Annotated in this window: 17 protein-coding genes; 8 read left to right on the forward strand and 9 right to left on the reverse strand. The window is 61.0% G+C overall.

The window, feature by feature from the left end; translation table 11 throughout:
• Positions 1 to 14: 14 nt before the first annotated feature.
• On the reverse strand, positions 15 to 269 hold the full coding sequence (grxC, locus tag ACLD1X_RS17500; RefSeq protein ID WP_008018956.1) for a glutaredoxin 3: 255 nt from the start codon (positions 267 to 269) through the stop codon (positions 15 to 17).
• A gap of 1 nt (position 270) precedes the next feature.
• On the reverse strand, positions 271 to 684 hold the full coding sequence (locus ACLD1X_RS17505) for a rhodanese-like domain-containing protein (RefSeq protein ID WP_007989216.1): 414 nt from the start codon (positions 682 to 684) through the stop codon (positions 271 to 273).
• Positions 685 to 837: 153 nt separating this feature from the next.
• Here ACLD1X_RS17505 and gpmI point away from each other — a divergent pair, with 153 nt between their 5' ends.
• The 4 genes from gpmI to ACLD1X_RS17525 all read left to right on the forward strand — a co-directional run bounded on the left by gpmI (position 838) and on the right by ACLD1X_RS17525 (position 6,023).
• Complete coding sequence (gene gpmI / locus ACLD1X_RS17510; protein WP_429369744.1) at positions 838 to 2,367, forward strand: 2,3-bisphosphoglycerate-independent phosphoglycerate mutase; 1,530 nt, start codon at positions 838 to 840, stop codon at positions 2,365 to 2,367.
• Between the two features lie 230 nt (positions 2,368 to 2,597).
• A complete protein-coding gene (locus tag ACLD1X_RS17515) occupies positions 2,598 to 3,893 on the forward strand; it encodes a murein hydrolase activator EnvC family protein (RefSeq protein WP_429369746.1) in 1,296 nt (431 codons plus the stop codon).
• A gap of 31 nt (positions 3,894 to 3,924) precedes the next feature.
• Positions 3,925 to 5,244, forward strand: coding sequence for a S41 family peptidase (locus tag ACLD1X_RS17520; protein ID WP_429369748.1), 1,320 nt, complete (start codon positions 3,925 to 3,927; stop codon positions 5,242 to 5,244).
• A 2-nt stretch (positions 5,245 to 5,246) separates the two neighbouring features.
• Positions 5,247 to 6,023, forward strand: coding sequence for a divergent polysaccharide deacetylase family protein (locus tag ACLD1X_RS17525; protein ID WP_429369750.1), 777 nt, complete (start codon positions 5,247 to 5,249; stop codon positions 6,021 to 6,023).
• A gap of 129 nt (positions 6,024 to 6,152) precedes the next feature.
• Here the strand turns inward: ACLD1X_RS17525 and ACLD1X_RS17530 are convergent, their stop codons facing one another.
• The 7 genes from ACLD1X_RS17530 to ACLD1X_RS17560 form a co-directional block, all read right to left on the reverse strand.
• A complete protein-coding gene (locus tag ACLD1X_RS17530) occupies positions 6,153 to 6,908 on the reverse strand; it encodes a substrate-binding periplasmic protein (protein WP_429369752.1) in 756 nt (251 codons plus the stop codon).
• A gap of 78 nt (positions 6,909 to 6,986) precedes the next feature.
• Complete coding sequence (hisF, locus tag ACLD1X_RS17535; protein ID WP_007897430.1) at positions 6,987 to 7,757, reverse strand: imidazole glycerol phosphate synthase subunit HisF; 771 nt, start codon at positions 7,755 to 7,757, stop codon at positions 6,987 to 6,989.
• 9 nt (positions 7,758 to 7,766) lie between these two features.
• Complete coding sequence (gene hisA / locus ACLD1X_RS17540; protein ID WP_007972753.1) at positions 7,767 to 8,504, reverse strand: 1-(5-phosphoribosyl)-5-[(5-phosphoribosylamino)methylideneamino]imidazole-4-carboxamide isomerase; 738 nt, start codon at positions 8,502 to 8,504, stop codon at positions 7,767 to 7,769.
• 42 nt (positions 8,505 to 8,546) lie between these two features.
• Positions 8,547 to 8,804 (reverse strand): DUF2164 domain-containing protein, encoded by a 258-nt coding sequence (locus ACLD1X_RS17545; RefSeq protein ID WP_007989200.1) that lies wholly within the window; start codon positions 8,802 to 8,804, stop codon positions 8,547 to 8,549.
• Entirely contained in the window at positions 8,805 to 9,443 is a 639-nt protein-coding gene (hisH, locus tag ACLD1X_RS17550; protein ID WP_007989198.1) for an imidazole glycerol phosphate synthase subunit HisH, read from the reverse strand.
• Positions 9,443 to 10,036: an imidazoleglycerol-phosphate dehydratase HisB gene (hisB, locus tag ACLD1X_RS17555; RefSeq protein ID WP_003186751.1), complete on the reverse strand. Its 594-nt coding sequence runs from the start codon at positions 10,034 to 10,036 to the stop codon at positions 9,443 to 9,445. The genes hisH and hisB overlap by 1 nt, the downstream gene beginning before the upstream one ends.
• A gap of 283 nt (positions 10,037 to 10,319) precedes the next feature.
• Positions 10,320 to 11,984 carry an OFA family MFS transporter gene (locus ACLD1X_RS17560; RefSeq protein ID WP_429369756.1) on the reverse strand — a complete coding sequence of 555 codons (1,665 nt, stop codon included), beginning with the start codon at positions 11,982 to 11,984 and terminating at the stop codon, positions 10,320 to 10,322.
• A 231-nt stretch (positions 11,985 to 12,215) separates the two neighbouring features.
• Between ACLD1X_RS17560 and panM the strand changes: the two genes are divergently transcribed.
• From panM to ACLD1X_RS17580, 4 genes are all read left to right on the forward strand, one after another.
• On the forward strand, positions 12,216 to 12,620 hold the full coding sequence (panM, locus tag ACLD1X_RS17565; RefSeq protein WP_429369758.1) for an aspartate 1-decarboxylase autocleavage activator PanM: 405 nt from the start codon (positions 12,216 to 12,218) through the stop codon (positions 12,618 to 12,620).
• 78 nt (positions 12,621 to 12,698) lie between these two features.
• Entirely contained in the window at positions 12,699 to 14,933 is a 2,235-nt protein-coding gene (locus ACLD1X_RS17570) for an AsmA family protein (RefSeq protein ID WP_429369760.1), read from the forward strand.
• A complete protein-coding gene (mutY, locus tag ACLD1X_RS17575) occupies positions 14,930 to 15,997 on the forward strand; it encodes an A/G-specific adenine glycosylase (protein WP_429369762.1) in 1,068 nt (355 codons plus the stop codon). Before ACLD1X_RS17570 ends, mutY begins: the two co-directional genes overlap by 4 nt.
• A complete protein-coding gene (locus tag ACLD1X_RS17580; RefSeq protein ID WP_007972770.1) occupies positions 15,994 to 16,266 on the forward strand; it encodes an oxidative damage protection protein in 273 nt (90 codons plus the stop codon). Before mutY ends, ACLD1X_RS17580 begins: the two co-directional genes overlap by 4 nt.
• The last annotated feature ends 79 nt before the right edge of the window (positions 16,267 to 16,345 follow it).

Genomic DNA, 16,345 nt, shown 5'->3' on the forward strand with positions numbered 1-16,345 from the left:
TTGGGGTATTGCCGTCAGGCCTTGAGCAGCGCGTCGAGCTTGCCGGCGCGCTCCAGGGCGAACAAATCATCACAACCGCCGACGTGGGTGCTGCCGATCCAGATTTGCGGCACGGACGTGCGCCCGGCCTTCTGGGCCATCGCAGCGCGCACCTGCGGCTTGCCATCGACCTTGATCTCTTCGAAGGCCACGCCTTTGTTCTCGAGCAGGTACTTGGCTCGCGAGCAGTAAGGGCAGTAATCGCTGGAATAGACGACGACGCTGCTCATATCACTTCACCAACGGCAGATTGTCGGCTTTCCAGCTGGAAATACCGCCGGACAGCTTGGCGGCGGTGAAGCCGGACTTCATCAGTTCGCGGGCGTGGGTGCCGGCGGTCTGGCCCATGGCGTCGACCAGGATGATGGTCTTGGCCTTGTGCTTTTCCAGTTCGCCAACACGGGCGGCCAGTTTGTCCTGGGGAATGTTCACCGCACCGACAATGTGACCGGCGGCAAAATCCTTGCTCGGACGAATGTCGACCACGACACCCGCGTCCTTGTTGACCAGGCCGGTCAGTTCGCCGGTGCTCAGGCTGCGGCCACCGCCCTGCATTTGATAGGCAATCAGCAACGCCAGCAGTACGACGAAGATACCGACGAGAATGTAGTGGTTAGTGGCGAATTCAATCAGGTGAGCAACCATCGAAGGAGGTTCCAGGGCGTTAAAATGTCGGCCAGTATACACAGCCACTATGGTGGGCCAAACCCCGTCCGGCGGTGACGTGGCCGGAACTTCGCTTTAAACTGCGACTCCCTTTTTTCATTACCCCTTTTACCTCAGCCACGAGTGGATTCCATGACTACCACGCCTAAACCTTTGGTCCTGATGATTCTCGACGGCTTCGGTCACAGCGACAGCCCCGAATCAAACGCCATTTTCGCGGCGAAGAAGCCTGTACTGGACCGCCTGTGGGCTACTGTGCCGAACGGCCTGATCTCGGGCAGCGGCATGGACGTCGGCTTGCCGGACGGCCAGATGGGCAACTCCGAAGTCGGCCACATGAACCTGGGCGCCGGCCGCGTGGTGTATCAGGACTTCACTCGCGTCACCAAATCGATCCGCGACGGCGAGTTCTTCGAGAACCCGACCATCTGCGCTGCCGTGGACAAGGCCGTCGCCGCCGGCAAAGCCGTGCATTTCATGGGCCTGCTGTCCGATGGCGGCGTGCATAGCCACCAGGATCACCTGGTCGCCATGGCCGAACTGGCCTTCAAGCGCGGCGCCCAGAACATCTACCTGCACGCCTTCCTCGATGGCCGCGACACTCCGCCGAAAAGCGCGCAATCGTCGATCGAACTGCTCGACGCGACCTTCCAGGCCTTGGGCAAAGGCCGGATCGCCAGCCTGATCGGCCGTTACTACGCCATGGACCGCGACAACCGTTGGGACCGCGTGTCCCAGGCCTACAACCTGATTGTCGACGGCCAGGGCGAATTCAACGCCGCCACCGCCCAGGAAGGCCTGCAAGCGGCCTACGAGCGTGGCGAGAGCGACGAATTCGTCAAAGCCACCTCCATCGGTGAGCCGGTCAAAGTCGAAGACGGCGATGCCGTGGTGTTCATGAACTTCCGCGCCGACCGCGCCCGCGAACTGACCCGCGTGTTCGTCGAAGACAACTTCAGTGAGTTCGAGCGTGCCCGCCAGCCGAAACTGGCCGGTTTCGTCATGCTGACCCAATACGCCGCCAGTATCCCCGCGCCATCGGCCTTCGCCGCCGGCAGCCTGGAAAACGTGCTGGGCGACTACCTGGCGAAAAACGGCAAGACCCAGCTGCGCATCGCCGAAACCGAAAAATACGCCCACGTGACCTTCTTCTTCTCGGGCGGCCGTGAAGAACCGTTCCCGGGCGAAGAGCGCATCCTGATTCCATCGCCGAAAGTCGCCACCTATGACTTGCAGCCGGAAATGAGCGCACCGGAAGTTACCGATCGCATCGTCGACGCCATCGAAAACCAGCGTTACGACGTGATCGTGGTCAACTACGCCAACGGCGACATGGTTGGCCACAGCGGTGTGTTCGAAGCGGCGGTCAAAGCCGTCGAGTGCCTGGATCAGTGCGTTGGCCGCATCGTCGATGCCCTGGAAAAGGTCGGCGGCGAAGCCCTGATCACCGCTGATCACGGTAACGTCGAGCAAATGTCCGACGCCTCCACCGGCCAGGCGCACACCGCGCACACCACCGAGCCGGTGCCGTTCATTTATGTCGGCAAGCGCGACCTGAAGGTCCGCGAAGGCGGTGTATTGGCAGACGTGGCGCCAACCATGCTGAAGTTGCTGGGCCTGGAACAACCGGCGGAAATGACCGGGACTTCGATTCTGGTGTAACCGGGATATCCCGAACACTGAAAAACCTTGTGGGAGCGAGCCTGCTCGCGAATGCGTAGTGTCAGCCAACAGCAATGTTGCCTGAACCACCGCTTTCGCGAGCAGGCTCGCTCCCACACTGGTTTTCAGTGTTTTGCAGGCCAGTTATCACACAGTCAGAAATGGGCATTTTTTTTGCCGCCCATGGCGGGCATACTAGGCCGTCCCTTTCCCTGGTGCCGCCCGCCCCTATGCTTCGCGTCCTGATAGCCCTAGCTCTGACATGCCTGCTCCAACCGGCCTTTGCTGACGAGCGCGCAGAAACCCAACAACAGTTGGACGCCACGCGTCAGGACATTGCCGAGCTGAAGAAACTGCTGGGCAAGCTGCAGGAAGAGAAGTCCGGTGTGCAGAAGGAGCTCAAGGGCACCGAAACCGAAATGGGCAAGCTCGAGAAGCAGGTCGAAGCCCTGCAAAAAGAGCTGAAGAAAAGCGAAGCCGAGCTACAGCGCCTCGATGCAGAGAAAAAAAAACTCCAGAGCGCGCGCACTGAACAGCAACGACTGATCGCCATGCAGGCCCGCGCGGCCTACCAGAACGGTCGCCAGGAATACCTCAAGCTGCTGCTCAACCAGCAAAACCCGGAAAAATTCGCCCGTACCCTCACCTATTACGATTACCTGAGCCAGGCTCGCCTGGAGCAGTTGAAGAGTTTCAACGAAACCCTGCGCCAACTGTCCAATGTCGAGAAAGACATCGCCATGCAGCAGGCGCAACTGCTGGTGCAGCAAAGCAGCCTCGACACCCAGCGTGACGAGCTCGAGAAAGTCCGCAAGGAGCGCCAGCAAGTCCTGGCCAAGCTCAATGACGACGTAAAGGCTCGCGATCAGAAACTGGCGGCGCGCGAGCAGGATCAGGCAGACCTGTCTAAAGTCCTTAAAACCATTGAAGAAACCCTGGCCCGCCAGGCCCGTGAGGCAGAGGAAGCGCGGCAAAAAGCGCTGATTGCCCAGCAGGAAGCCGAAAAAAAGCGTTTACGTGAGGCCCAGGCGCTGGCAGATGCCAACGACGACGCCCCACGCAAACCGGTCAAGTCGACTCCCGGCGCACTGGTTTCCAGTTCCGGCGAGACCTTTGGTGGCCCGTTTGCATCAACCCGCGGCAAACTTCCCTGGCCTGTCGATGGTCGACTGCTGGCGCGCTTCGGTGAAAACCGTGGCGATGATGCCCGGACCAAGTGGGATGGCGTAATGATCGGCGCGTCCGCCGGCAGTGCGGTGCATGCCGTACACGGTGGTCGCGTGGTGTTCGCCGACTGGTTGCGCGGTGCCGGGCTGCTGGTGATTCTCGACCACGGCAACGGTTATTTGAGTCTGTACGGTCACAACCAGACGCTGCTCAAGTCTGCGGGTGACGTTGTAAAAGCCGGTGAGCCTATTTCCACTGTCGGTAACAGTGGCGGGCAGGACACACCAGCGCTGTATTTCGCAATTCGTCAGCAGGGTCACCCGAGTGACCCGGCGCAATGGTGTCACGCGCAAGGATAAGCGCGTCGCCTAATTCAGGAGTTCGTTCGACATGCTGCATTTGTCCCGCCTTACCTCGCTGGCCCTGACGATCGCCCTGGTGATCGGCGCGCCTCTGGCGTTTGCCGCTCAACCAGCGCCGGCGGTTGCGCCTGCAGGCACTGCTGCGACCACCAAGGCGCCTTTGCCGCTGGATGAGTTGCGCACCTTTGCCGAGGTGATGGACCGGATCAAGGCCGCGTATGTCGAACCGGTAGACGACAAGACCCTGCTGGAAAACGCCATCAAGGGCATGCTCAGCAACCTCGATCCGCACTCCGCCTACCTCGGCCCTGAAGATTTCGCCGAGTTGCAGGAAAGCACCAGCGGGGAATTCGGCGGCCTGGGCATCGAAGTCGGCGCCGAAGACGGCTTCATCAAGGTGGTGTCGCCAATTGACGACACGCCTGCCTCCAAGGCCGGCATTCAGGCCGGGGACTTCATCGTCAAGATCAACGGCCAGCCCACCCGTGGCCAGAGCATGACCGAAGCGGTCGACAAGATGCGCGGCAAGATCGGCCAGAAAATCACCCTGACCCTGGTGCGCGACGGCGGCACGCCGTTCGACGTGACCCTGGCCCGTGCCGTTATCCAGGTCAAGAGCGTGAAGAGCCAGTTGCTGGAATCGGGCTACGGCTACATCCGCATCACCCAGTTCCAGGTCAAGACCGGTGAAGAAGTCTCCAAGGCCCTGGCCAAGCTGCGCAAAGACAACGGCAAGAAGCTCAAGGGCATCATTCTCGACCTGCGCAACAACCCGGGCGGGGTGTTGCAGGCGGCGGTGGAAGTGGTCGACCACTTCATCACCAAGGGCCTGATCGTTTACACCAAGGGCCGCATCGCCAACTCCGAGCTGCGTTTCTCAGCCACCGGCAAGGACGAAAGCGAAGCCGTGCCAATGGTCGTGCTGATCAACGGCGGCAGCGCCTCGGCTTCGGAAATTGTCGCCGGCGCCCTGCAGGACCAGAAACGCGCCGTGCTGATGGGCACCACCAGTTTCGGTAAAGGTTCGGTGCAAACCGTGCTGCCACTGAACAATGACCGCGCATTGAAGATCACTACGGCGCTGTACTACACGCCGAACGGCCGCTCCATCCAGGCCCAGGGCATCGTCCCGGACATCGAAGTGCGCAAGGCCAAGATCACCAGCGAGCAGGACGGCGACTACTTCAAGGAAGCTGACTTGCAGGGTCACCTGGGCAACGGTAACGGCGGCGCCGATAAACCGACCGGCTCCGGCAGCAAAGCCAAGCCGATGCCACAGGACGATGATTACCAGTTGGCCCAGGCCCTGAGCCTGCTCAAAGGGCTGAGCATCACGTCCGGCCGTTAAGGATGCGCCTGCGGTACGTTCTCGGTCTGCTTTGCTGCCTGGCGGGTGTTGTTCATGCAACGCTCGCCTCGACCGCGCCACAAAAAGCCTACCTGACACTGATCATCGATGACCTGGGGCAGAACCTGCCCCGGGATCGCCGCGTGCTGGCCCTGCCCGGCCCAGTGACCACGGCAATCATGCCCGACACGCCCCATGCCACCGAATTCGCCCGCGAAGCCCATCGCGCCGGCAAAATCGTCATTCTGCACATGCCCATGGATCCGGCCACCGGACCGTTCGCCTGGCACCCCGAACTGCCTATCGACGAGCTGGAAAAGCGCCTGAACGCCGCGTTCAAGATGGTCCCGTACACCAGCGGCATCAACAATCACATGGGCAGCCGCATGACCGCACAACCCGCCGCCATGGCCTGGCTGATGGCGGACTTGCAACGACGGCACAAGTTCTTCGTCGACAGTCGCACCAGCGCGCAGACCGTGGCCGCTGCCGAAGCACAGAAGATCGGTCTGGCGAGCGTGTCCCGGGATGTGTTTCTCGACGATGAACGGACTGAAGCCGCGATCTTCACCCAGTTGCAGACAGCGATCAGCCTCGCGCACAAGCAAGGTTCGGCAGTGATGATCGGGCACCCCTATCCACAGACGCTAGCGGTGCTGGAACGCGAACTACCCAAGCTCAAGGCTCAGGGGATCGACTGGATCGACATCAAGCAGATGATCAGCGTGCGCGGCAATCGGGCGACGGCCGCGCATGGGAAGGACGGCGTATACCGCTAATCCGCTACACCGCAGAACAAATGTGGGAGCGGGCTTGCTCGCGAAGAGGGCGTGTCAGTCAACATCATTGTTGCCTGGTACACCGCTTTCGCGAGCAAGCCCGCTCCCACACTAGTATGTGCAGGATCGTTAGAGATACTGCGCCATGATCTCGTCCACCCGCCCTTCCTTGCGCATCTGGTCCAGCGCTGCCTGGAGCTTGGCCACCGTCTCGTCCGGCACGTCCTTGTTCAGTGCCAGGTACAGTTCGGCACTGTTGAAGCGCAGGACGGTTTTCAACCCGTTAACCCCTTCCTGGCGCGCCAGGTAGCGCCCGGCCGGGTCACCAGTGGCCCACAGGTCGATCTGCCCGTTGACCAGCTTCTTCGCATTGTCCTGATCGCGCAGCACGACAATCGGATTGAGTCCCTGCTTGGCCAGCGTCTCGGCGATTGCGTCGCCCTTGTAGGCGCCAATCTTGTATTTGCGTGCGTCATTCAGGGTTTCGAGGGTGATCTTGCTGTCAGCCTTGGCCAGCATGATCCAGTCGTCCGGGCCGATCGGACCGACCCACTTGAAGAGTTTTTCGCGGTCCGGCAGCCGCGCCATGACGAATACGCCATAACCGGGTTTCTCGAGGGTGAGTTTGTAGATCCGCTCCCAAGGGAAACGCAGCGTCAGGCTGTAGGTAATGTCGGCGCGCTTGAAAATCTCGCGGACGATATCGGTGGCGATGCCATTGATGTTCTCGTCCTGAGCGAAGTTCTTGCCGTTCTTCGCCATGTTGTACGGCGGGAAGTTTTCCGTCAGCAACACCATGTCGGTATCGGGACTGTCTTTGGCGTGCGCCCCGGTGACCAACAATAGAGAAGCACTGGCGAGGGCTAGAAGAAGGCGTCTAAGCATGTCTGGCTACCGAAATCCATGGCGTACCCAAGAGTGCCTTGAGCCCGCCATGATGTCCACTGGCCTGTATTGGATTGTCTAACGCATCACAATGCCGCGATGGGCCATGTAGGCCTTGGCTTCCTGCACGGTGTATTCGCCGAAGTGGAAAATACTCGCCGCCAATACCGCACTGGCGTGGCCTTCAAGGATGCCGTCGGCCAGGTGTTGCAGGTTGCCGACACCGCCGGAGGCGATCACCGGAATGCCCAGCGCATCGCTGATGGCGCGGGTAACGCCCAGGTCGAAACCGTTTTTCATGCCGTCCTGGTCCATGCTGGTCAGCAGGATCTCACCGGCGCCCAGGCCTTCCATCTTCTTCGCCCACTCAACGGCGTCGAGGCCGGTAGGCTTGCGCCCGCCGTGGGTGAAGATTTCCCAGCGCGGAGTTTCGCCCGGCCCGGAAACCTTCTTCGCGTCGATGGCAACCACGATGCATTGCGAACCGAAATGCTGCGCGGCTTCGCCGACAAACTCCGGGTTGAACACCGCGGCGGTGTTGATCGAAACCTTGTCCGCGCCGGCATTGAGCAGGTTGCGGATGTCCTGCACGGTGCGTACGCCGCCGCCCACGGTCAGCGGGATGAACACCTGGCTGGCCATGCGCTCTACGGTGTGCAGTGTGGTGTCGCGGCCGTCGACGCTGGCAGTGATGTCGAGAAAGGTAATTTCGTCGGCGCCCTGCTCGTCGTAACGACGGGCGATTTCCACCGGGTCACCGGCGTCGCGGATGTTTTCGAATTTCACACCCTTGACCACCCGGCCGTTATCCACGTCCAGGCAAGGGATGATGCGTTTGGCCAGCGCCATGGTCAGTCCTCAGCCTTTGTACGAGTCGCAGAAAGCTTGCGCTTCAGCGACGTCGAGGGTGCCTTCGTAGATCGCCCGGCCGGTGATCGCGCCAATGATGCCTGGCGCCTTGGCGTCGAGCAGGGTCTTGATGTCACCCAGGTTGTGAATGCCACCGGAAGCGATCACGGGGATCTTCGTGGCAGCAGCCAGCGCGGCGGTGAACGGCACGTTGCAGCCCTGCATCATGCCGTCTTTGGCGATGTCGGTATAAACGATCGCGGACACGCCGTCGGCTTCGAACTGTTTAGCCAGGTCGATCACCTGAATGGTGCTGATTTCAGCCCAGCCGTCGGTGGCGACGAAACCGTCCTTGGCGTCCAGGCCGACAATCACCTTGCCCGGGAACGCGCGGCAGGCTTCGGCGACGAAGGCCGGATCTTTCACGGCCTTGGTGCCGATGATCACGTAGCTCACGCCGGCTTTCACGTAGTGTTCGATGGTTTCCAGGGAACGGATACCGCCGCCGATCTGGATCGGCAGGTTCGGGTAGCGCTTGGCAATGGCGGTGACCACTTCGCCGTTGACCGGCTGGCCTTCGAAGGCGCCGTTCAGGTCGACCAGATGCAGACGGCGGCAACCGCCCTCCACCCACTTGGCAGCCATGCTCACCGGGTCATCGGAGAACACTGTGGAATCTTCCATGCGGCCCTGGCGCAGACGAACACAGGCACCGTCTTTAAGATCGATAGCGGGAATAATCAGCATCTGGCAAACCTTCAAAATTGAATGTTCAGCTTGGCTCGGAAATCAGTTTTTCTCGAGCGCCCACAGGTCGCTTTCGATGCTTTCGAACCTCTCTTTGAGGTGCGCCTGCACATCGAAAATCGCCCTGTTGTAATAGTGCGGAGCAATTTCGCGGGTAAACAGCTCAAGAATCTCGGCCGCTTCGAACGAACCCAGGTCCAGTTCGAAGCGATCCTCCATGAACCGCTTGATCTTGCGATTGGCCTCGCTCTCCTGTTCAGGAGTGAGGGTCAGGATCGGCGGCTTCTTCTTGACGGCCATTTACCAGCGACCGTCCCACGCCGCGAAGTTCTGCAGCAATTGCAGGCCATGGGTATGGCTCTTCTCCGGGTGGAACTGCACGGCAAAACGCGAGCCTTCGGCCAGCGCTGCGGCGAAATCGACACCGTAGTGACCGCCACCCACCACCTGCCGCGCGTTGGCGGCAGCGATGTAGTAGCTGTGCACGAAGTAGAACCGCGCCAGGTCCGGGATGTCGTGCCACAGCGGGTGACTCACCTTCTGCTTCACTTCGTTCCAGCCCATGTGCGGGACTTTCAGGTGTTCGCCGTCCTCGACCAGATCCTTGCCGAAGAACTTCACCTGGCCCGGGAACAGGCCGATGCAGTCGACGCCGTCGTTCTCTTCGCTGGTGTCGAGCAAGGCTTGCATGCCCACGCAGATACCAAGGAACGGACGGTCCTGGCTGACTTCACGTACCAGCGAATCGAAGCCGAGGCGACGGATCTCCGCCATGCAATCGCGAATGGCGCCAACGCCTGGGAAAACCACCCGGTCGGCCTCGCGAATCACGTTCGCATCGCTGGTGATCAGGACCTTGCCGGCACCGACGTGCTCGAGGGCCTTGGCCACCGAGTGCAGGTTGCCCATGCCGTAATCGATAACCGCGACTGTCTGCATTACAGCACGCCCTTGGTCGAAGGCATTTGCCCGGCCATGCGGTCATCGAGCTCGACGGCCATGCGCAGGGCGCGGCCGAAAGCCTTGAACACGGTTTCGATCTGGTGGTGGGTGTTGTGCCCGCGCAAGTTGTCGATGTGCAGGGTGACATTGGCGTGGTTGACGAAGCCCTGGAAGAATTCCTGGAACAGGTCAACGTCGAAGCCGCCGACGGTGGCACGGGTGTACGGAACATGCATCTGCAGGCCTGGGCGGCCGGAGAAGTCGATCACCACGCGCGACAGCGCTTCATCGAGCGGCACGTAGGCGTGACCGTAGCGACGGATGCCTTTCTTGTCGCCGATGGCTTTGGTGAAAGCCTGGCCGAGGGTGATACCGACGTCTTCCACGGTGTGGTGGTCATCGATATGCAGGTCGCCCTTGCTGACAATATCCAGGTCGATCAGCCCGTGACGGGCGATCTGGTCCAGCATGTGCTCAAGAAAAGGAACACCGATATCGAATCGGGCCTTTCCGGTGCCATCGAGGTTGATCGAGGCTTTGATCTGGGTTTCCAGAGTGTCGCGCTCGACAGACGCCTTACGTTCGGCCATCACCAGCTCCGCAAAATCATTGGGCGAAAAAGGCAGCCATTATAGGCGTGCGGGCGCCAAACAGAAACACGGGAGGTGATATCGCTGACGGAATGAATCCGGGGGCGTCGGCGATGTACATGTCCATACAAGCCATTTTAAGGCCACATAAAACCAATGTGGGAGCGGTGGTGCGGCAATCCGACTTGCTCGCGAAGGCGGTGTGTCAGTCAACATAAATGTTGAATGTGACGGCCTCTTCGCGAGCAAGCCCGCTCCCACAGGTTTTGTATTTACCTTGGTGTTAGTGGAACAGGACCGCAGTCTTCTGCAGGGTCACCCAAACACCCCACGCCAGCGGAATGCCCACCACCAGCCACGCCGCAACCGCCAGCGGCTTGGTACCGGCAGCCGCTTTCCACTCCAGCACGGTGCTGCTGTCAGCGCCCTTGTCATGACCCAGCGCCTGTTCGGCGGCCAGTTCGGCGTCGGTCATGAAGTACTTGTCGGCCACCGGACGCACCAGCAGATTGCACAGGAAACCCACCACCAGCAGGCCGGCGAGGATGTACAGGGTGATGTCGTATGCCGCTGCGCGCTCGACGCCGATGCTCAACTGATATTCACGCAGGTAGTTCACCAGCACCGGGCCCAGCACGCCGGCAGCTGCCCAGGCGGTCAGCAGGCGACCGTGGATCGCACCGACCATTTGCGTACCGAACAGGTCCGCCAGATACGCCGGAACGGTTGCAAAGCCACCGCCATACATCGACAGGATGATGCAGAACGCCGCCACGAACAGCGCGATGCTGCCCAGATGACCAAGGTTCGGAATCAGTCCGTACAGGGCAAAGCCCAGGGCGAAGAACACGAAGTAAGTGTTTTTGCGGCCCAGGTAATCCGAGAACGAAGCCCAGAAGAAACGCCCGCCGATGTTGAACAGGCTCAGCAAACCGGTGAAACCGGCAGCGATGGCAGCAATTGAAGCAAGCTGCGAGGCGTCGAGCTGACCGAACGCCAGGTCATTGCCCAGCAACTTGCCGCCGAACACTTCCTGCAGCAGCGGCGACGCCATGCCGAGGATGCCGATACCGGCGGATACGTTCAGGCACAGCACCAGCCACACCAGACGAAATTGCGGCGTCTTCCAGGCCACATTCACGTGGACATGACGATGAGTGATCATCGCGTTCGAGGCTTTTTTCACCGGGGCGGTCCAGCCTTCCGGCTTCCAGCCGGTTGGCGGGACGCGGTAGGACAATGCGCCACCGATCATGAACACGAAGTAGATCGCGGCCATCACCAGGAAGCTCTGCCACACGCCGACGCTGGTTGGCGAAGCGAAATGCCCCATCAGCGCCGCCGCCAGTGGAGCACCGACCATTGCGCCGCCACCAAAGCCCATGATCGCCATGCCGGTCGCCATGCCGCGCTTGTCCGGGAACCATTTGATCAGGGTCGACACTGGCGAGATGTACCCCAGGCCCAGGCCGATACCGCCAATGACCCCGGAGCCGATCCACATCAGCCAGATCTGGTGGGTATACACCCCGAGCGCCGAAATCAGCAGGCCGCCGCACCAGCACAGAGCCGACACAACGCCAGCCTTGCGCGGTCCGGCATGTTCCAGCCAGCCACCCCAGATGGCGGCCGAACAACCCAGGAAGATGAAAAACAGGGTGTAGATCCAGCCGAGCATCGAGATCGGCCAGTCACACTGGGACGAAAAGACTTGTGCGATAAAACCCGTGTCTGGCGCGCAGGCTACCGGAGCGGTAATGCCCAGCGCCTTGGACAGCGGCAGCCAGAACACCGAAAAACCGTAGGCCATGCCGATGCACAAGTGGATGGCCAACGCGGCCGGTGGTACCAGCCAGCGGTTGAATCCGGGCCTGGCGATGATCCGTTCCTTGGACAGGAACGCAGGCGGGCTGGCATTGAAGCCGTCTGCCGTGATGCTCGTAGTCATTGTGTTTCCCCCAATTATCAGTAGGGTTCGCCAGCCACGGTTCACTCCCGGCCTTTTTGCACGCAGGCATGACCGTTTTTTCGGCGGAGCGCCTTGCTGTGCGACAACATGTCGCAGAAGGGCGGACGAACGGGCAAAGGTTACCATCTGCCCGTGACAGAAAAACCAAACTGACATCACCTTTTGTACGTCATCCGATCTCTTTCGCCTCATGACCTCACAGGAATCATCATGCCGATCATCGTCGAGCTGCTGAACCAAGCCACGCCCCAGGATCGGCAGGATCTGCAGAAGATCTACCGCGACGCTCCAGACGGGTTGTTCGCTCCGTTTTCCGGGGAAGCGCAGTTGATCGAAGACTGTTTGCGCGACGGCACACTGATTGCCGCGCGTTTCAATGATCGCCTGCTGGGCGCGGCCCGTTTGCAAAGGCACCAAGACGCCTGGCACTTGTCACAAATTTGTGTGCGGAAAATTACCCGTCGCCGTGGTGTTGCCGAGCGGCTGGTGGCCGAAGCCCTGAAAATGGCCGCTTTATCGGGCATGCCCCTGCGTCTGCTCGCGCCTGCCGGGCACCTGGAGGCACAGGCACTGGCCGCCAAGCTGAAACTGCCGCTGGATGTACTGGCGCAGTGATCGCTGACCGGTCGTCCGTTCCGGGGCGCTATACTCCTCGGCTAAATTTTGAATTCGACTAAATACAAGGACTCGCCCATGAAAGCGTTCGGCAAAATCCTGGGTCTGGTACTTCTCGGGCTGTTGCTGATCATTGTGGCGCTGGGGTTTGCCCTGACCCACCTCTTCGATCCCAACGACTACAAAGACGAGATTCGCCAGATTGCCCGCGACAAGGCTCACATCGAGCTGACGCTCAATGGCGATATCGGCTGGAGCCTGTTCCCGTGGCTGGGCCTGGAACTGCACGACGCCAGTGTCGCGACCATGGTCAAACCGACCGAACCGTACGCCGACTTGCAGATGCTCGGCCTGTCGGTGCGCGTACTGCCGCTGCTGCGCCGTGAAGTGCAGATGAGCGACGTGCGCGTCGAAGGCCTGAACCTGCGCCTGAACCGCGACAAGGATGGTCATGGCAACTGGGAAGACATCGGCAAGCTGCCAGCAACGGCCAACACCGGCGCGGCGACCGGCACCCCGCCAGCCGCTGCCGAGCCTGCGCCCGAAGCCAGCGTCGCGCCAGAAAAACCGCCTCAGCCGATCCGCCTGGACATCGACAGCCTGACCGTGAACAACGCACGGGTTGAATACACCGACGAACGAACCGGCAAGAGCTTCAGCGCCGAAAGCATTCAGTTGAGCACCGGTGCGGTTCACGACTCCGTCAACATTCCGCTCAAGCTCACGGCTTTCCTGTCCGCCAACCAGCCGGCACTGCGGGTTCGCACCGAGCTCAGTGGCGAGGTGCGTATCGCGCGTGCCCTGCAGCGTTATCAGTTCGAAGACATGAAGTTGTCCGGCGAAGTGACCGGCGACCCGCTGCAAGGCAAGACCATGACGTTCTCCGCCCAGGGCCAGCTGGTGCTGGACAAGGCCGCCAACGTTGCCGAGTGGACCGGTATCAAGATCTCCGCCAACCAACTGCGGGCGCTGGGTGAACTGAAGGTCAACGACCTGGACAAGACCCCACAAGTCAGCGGCGGCATCTCGATTGCCCAGTTCGACCTGGCGAAATTCGTCGACAGCATCGGCCAGAAACTCCCGGCCATGGCCGAAGGCAGCCTGAGCAAAGTCGAGCTGGTCAGCCGACTGGCCGCGACACCGACCAGCCTGGCGCTCGACGACCTCAACCTGAAAGTCGACGACAGCACCTTCAGCGGTCGCATTGCCGTCGAAGACTTCACCAAGCAATCGCTGCGCGCTGTGCTCAAGGCCGACACCTTCAACGTCGACCGTTACCTGCCGCCGAAATCCGCCGAGGCCAATAGCGCCACGCAGGTCCGCCAGGCCGAAGTCGCCAGCACCGAAGCCACTGCCATCGCCGGCGCGGGCAGCACACCCCTGCCACCGGCACCGACCAAGGAGGCATGGAGCAGCGAGCGTCTGTTGCCAGTGGAACGCTTGAGCAAGCTCGATGTGGACGCCGACCTGACCTTCGGCCAGTTGACCCTGCAAAAACTGCCGATCCATAACGCTGCGCTCAAGGCCACCGGCCAGGGCGGCCTGCTGACGTTGGCCAATCTGCGCGGCGATCTGTACGAGGGCAACTTCGAAACCAGCGGTACGCTCGATGTGCGCCAGGCAGTGCCGGCGCTGAGTCTGCAGACGAAGGTCAACCGTGTACCGGCTGAAAAAATCCTCGAAAGCCAGGGCAAGAATCCGCCGGTCAAAGGCCTGGTCACACTCAACAGCAACCTGACCGGCAACGGCAACAGCCAGAAAGCGTTGATCGAAACCCTCAATGGCAACGCCAGTATCGTCATCAACAATGGCGTGCTGCTCAATGCCAACCTTGAGCAACAGCTGTGCAAAGGCATCGCCACGCTCAATCGCAAAAGCCTCAGCGGCGAGCCGCGTGGCAAGGACACACCGTTCCAGGAGCTCAAGGGCAACCTGACCTTGCGTAATGGCGTGGCCAGCAACCCGGACCTGAAAGTGCGCATCCCGGGCATGGCCGTCAACGGTGACGGCGACATCGATCTGCGAGTGCTGGGCATGGACTACCGCGTCGGCATCATCGTCGAAGGTGATACGAGCGCCATGCCGGACCCGGCCTGCCAGGTCGGCGACAAGTTTGTCGGTATCGAGTGGCCACTGCGCTGCCGCGGCCCGCTGGAACTGGGCGCCAAGGCTTGCCGCGTGGATAACGAACGCATGAGCCAGGTCGCGACCAAGGTGGCAGGCGACAGGATCAGCGAAAAAATCGAGGAAAAATGGGGCGACAAGGTCGACCCGAAACTGAAAGACGCACTCAAGGAACTGTTCAAGCGATGAGAGCCGAGCAGTTTTCTACGGCGGTGCTGGACTGGTTCGACCGCCACGGCCGTCACGACTTGCCCTGGCAGCAGGACATCAACCCGTATCGGGTATGGGTCTCGGAAATCATGTTGCAGCAGACCCAGGTCAGCACCGTGCTGAACTACTTCGACCGCTTCATGGCCTCGCTGCCAACGGTCGAAGCCCTGGCGGCGGCACCGGAAGACGAAGTGTTGCACCTGTGGACGGGCCTGGGTTACTACACCCGTGCGCGCAATTTGCAGAAGACCGCGAAAATCGTCGTTGAGCAGTACGGCGGCGAATTTCCCCGGGACGTGGAAAAACTCACTGATCTGCCGGGCATCGGCCTGTCCACCGCGGGTGCGATTGCCAGCATCAGCATGGGGCTGCGCGCGCCGATCCTCGACGGCAACGTCAAACGGGTGCTGGCGCGCTTTACCGCGCAAGAGGGCTACCCCGGCGAGCCCAAGGTCGCGAAACAGCTCTGGGCCAACGCTGAGCGCTTCACACCGCACGACCGGGTCAACGCCTACACCCAGGCGATGATGGACCTCGGTGCCACGCTCTGCACCCGCAGCAAACCGAGTTGCCTGTTGTGTCCGCTGGAAAAGGGCTGCGAGGCGCACATGCTTGGCCTGGAAACCCGCTACCCGATCCCCAAGCCGCGCAAGGCCATCCCGCAGAAGCGCACGCTGATGCCGATGCTCGCCAACGCCGAGGGCGCCATCCTGCTTTACCGTCGCCCCTCCACGGGGCTGTGGGGCGGCTTGTGGAGCCTGCCGGAACTCGACGACCTCGACGACCTGCCGCACCTGGCAGCGCAGCATTCGCTGGAACTGGGCACACAACAGGCATTGCCGAGCCTGGTGCACACCTTCAGCCATTTTCAGTTATCCATCGAACCCTGGCTGGTTCAGGTCCAGGAGACCGGCCATCTCGTGGCCGAGGCTGACTGGCTCTGGTATAACCTCGCCACCCCGCCGCGCCTGGGCCTTGCCGCCCCGGTCAAGACCTTGCTCGAACGCGCGGCCGCCGTATTGAACGCAGGAGAGTCGTCATGACCCGCACCATCATGTGCCGCAAGTACAAAGAAGAATTGCCAGGCCTGGAGCGCGCTCCCTTCCCGGGCGCCAAAGGCCAGGACATTTTTGACCACGTCTCGGCCAAGGCCTGGGCCGACTGGCAAAAACACCAGACCCTGCTGATCAACGAAAAACGCCTGAACATGATGAACGCCGAAGATCGCAAATATCTGCAGGGCGAGATGGACAAGTACTTCTCCGGCGAGGATTACGCCAAGGCCGAAGGCTACGTGCCGCCGTCGGAATAACCCCGATTTTTCGGGGGTCGGAACGTAAGCGACGGTAATAATTAAATTTTTTTTGAAAACTTGCTTGACGACCCCCTGA

This window comes from Pseudomonas sp. 18173 (assembly GCF_050432945.1).
GTDB lineage: Bacteria > Pseudomonadota > Gammaproteobacteria > Pseudomonadales > Pseudomonadaceae > Aquipseudomonas.

Coding starts and splice junctions, on each gene's coding strand:
- ACLD1X_RS17530 (WP_429369752.1), bottom strand. CDS start 6,908: ATGCTTAGACGCCTTCTTCTAGCCCTCGCCAGTGCTTCTCTATTGTTG.
- ACLD1X_RS17570 (WP_429369760.1), top strand. CDS start 12,699: ATGAAAGCGTTCGGCAAAATCCTGGGTCTGGTACTTCTCGGGCTGTTG.
- panM (WP_429369758.1), top strand. CDS start 12,216: ATGCCGATCATCGTCGAGCTGCTGAACCAAGCCACGCCCCAGGATCGG.
- grxC (WP_008018956.1), bottom strand. CDS start 269: ATGAGCAGCGTCGTCGTCTATTCCAGCGATTACTGCCCTTACTGCTCG.
- ACLD1X_RS17560 (WP_429369756.1), bottom strand. CDS start 11,984: ATGACTACGAGCATCACGGCAGACGGCTTCAATGCCAGCCCGCCTGCG.
- gpmI (WP_429369744.1), top strand. CDS start 838: ATGACTACCACGCCTAAACCTTTGGTCCTGATGATTCTCGACGGCTTC.
- hisB (WP_003186751.1), bottom strand. CDS start 10,036: ATGGCCGAACGTAAGGCGTCTGTCGAGCGCGACACTCTGGAAACCCAG.
- hisH (WP_007989198.1), bottom strand. CDS start 9,443: ATGCAGACAGTCGCGGTTATCGATTACGGCATGGGCAACCTGCACTCG.
- ACLD1X_RS17515 (WP_429369746.1), top strand. CDS start 2,598: ATGCTTCGCGTCCTGATAGCCCTAGCTCTGACATGCCTGCTCCAACCG.
- ACLD1X_RS17580 (WP_007972770.1), top strand. CDS start 15,994: ATGACCCGCACCATCATGTGCCGCAAGTACAAAGAAGAATTGCCAGGC.
- hisA (WP_007972753.1), bottom strand. CDS start 8,504: ATGCTGATTATTCCCGCTATCGATCTTAAAGACGGTGCCTGTGTTCGT.
- ACLD1X_RS17520 (WP_429369748.1), top strand. CDS start 3,925: ATGCTGCATTTGTCCCGCCTTACCTCGCTGGCCCTGACGATCGCCCTG.
- mutY (WP_429369762.1), top strand. CDS start 14,930: ATGAGAGCCGAGCAGTTTTCTACGGCGGTGCTGGACTGGTTCGACCGC.
- ACLD1X_RS17525 (WP_429369750.1), top strand. CDS start 5,247: ATGCGCCTGCGGTACGTTCTCGGTCTGCTTTGCTGCCTGGCGGGTGTT.
- hisF (WP_007897430.1), bottom strand. CDS start 7,757: ATGGCGCTGGCCAAACGCATCATCCCTTGCCTGGACGTGGATAACGGC.
- ACLD1X_RS17505 (WP_007989216.1), bottom strand. CDS start 684: ATGGTTGCTCACCTGATTGAATTCGCCACTAACCACTACATTCTCGTC.
- ACLD1X_RS17545 (WP_007989200.1), bottom strand. CDS start 8,804: ATGGCCGTCAAGAAGAAGCCGCCGATCCTGACCCTCACTCCTGAACAG.